The organism is Metamycoplasma neophronis (assembly GCF_006491995.1).
In the GTDB taxonomy this organism is placed as follows: Bacteria; Bacillota_I; Bacilli_A; order Mycoplasmatales; family Metamycoplasmataceae; genus Metamycoplasma; species Metamycoplasma neophronis.
Window position 1 is genome coordinate 1 of record NZ_VHHP01000045.1, and the last position, 673, is coordinate 673.

Consider the following 673-nt stretch of genomic DNA (forward strand, 5'->3'; position numbering starts at 1 on the left):
CCCGCGTGGTGAGCGCAGAGTCAACGCTAACCGATGATGAACTCTTCGAGTTGCGCGCGCGCGATGTCGTCGGGCAGCTGCTCGGGCGGGCTCTTCATCAGGTAGGCCGACGCCGGGATCACCGGTCCGCCGATGCCGCGGTCCTTGGCGATCTTGGCCGCCCGCACCGCGTCGATGATGACGCCGGCCGAGTTTGGCGAGTCCCACACCTCGAGCTTGTACTCCAGGTTCAACGGCACATCTCCGAAGGCGCGGCCCTCAAGACGGACATAGGCCCATTTGCGATCGTCGAGCCATCCGACGTGGTCGGACGGGCCGATGTGCACGTCCTTGGTCTTGAACTCGCGCTTCAGATTCGAAGTGACGGCCTGGGTCTTGGAGATCTTCTTGGACTCCAGCCGTTCACGTTCGAGCATGTTGAGGAAGTCCATGTTGCCGCCCACGTTGAGCTGCATGGTGCGGTCGAGCTGCACGCCGCGGTCCTCGAACAGCTTGGCCAGCACCCGGTGGGTGATCGTCGCGCCGACCTGGCTCTTGATGTCATCACCGACGATGGGTACCCTGGCGTCGGTGAACTTCTTGGCCCACACCGGGTCGGAGGCGATGAACACCGGCAGCGCGTTGACGAACGCCACCCCGGCGTCGATAGCACACTGGGCGTAGAACTTGTCGG

At 63.9% G+C, this 673-nt stretch carries 1 protein-coding gene; it reads right to left on the bottom strand.

Annotated elements, in window-relative coordinates:
• Positions 1-26: 26 nt before the first annotated feature.
• Positions 27-673, bottom strand: a 647-nt coding sequence (locus FJR74_RS08440; RefSeq protein WP_503465749.1) for an inositol-3-phosphate synthase, incomplete at its 5' end; no start/stop codon positions are given.